The sequence below is a fragment of the Staphylococcus pasteuri genome (genome assembly GCF_030547725.1).
GTDB lineage: Bacteria > Bacillota > Bacilli > Staphylococcales > Staphylococcaceae > Staphylococcus > Staphylococcus pasteuri.
Genome location: NZ_JAUOQO010000608.1, coordinates 1 through 253, shown reverse-complemented (window position 1 = coordinate 253; position 253 = coordinate 1). Strand labels below are relative to the sequence as shown.

The window sequence follows — 253 nt, the reverse complement described above, 5'->3', positions numbered from 1 at the left end:
GCGTACGCTACCTCGAAAAACCATTGATTGCCTGTGTGGCCAATCAACCGCTCTTGCGTTTCGTGTCCGGGATTTATGGCCGTATCGCCTATAAGACCCATTCAGACATGCAATTTTCGGCCACGCGATTGGGGCACAAGTCGGCTGTGGTTCCGGCGCTTTGGTGTGATCAGGGTCGTCCACATAATGATGGTGTCATCCTGTATCTGCACGGCGGGGCCTATACAGCTGGGGGCGCGGCATCCCATAAACA

General features: G+C 54.9%; 1 protein-coding gene. It reads left to right on the top strand.

Translation table 11 applies throughout. The features are described from left to right. A partial coding sequence (locus tag Q4528_RS14900; protein WP_303522452.1) for a hypothetical protein occupies positions 1 to 253 on the top strand: 253 nt, incomplete at both ends.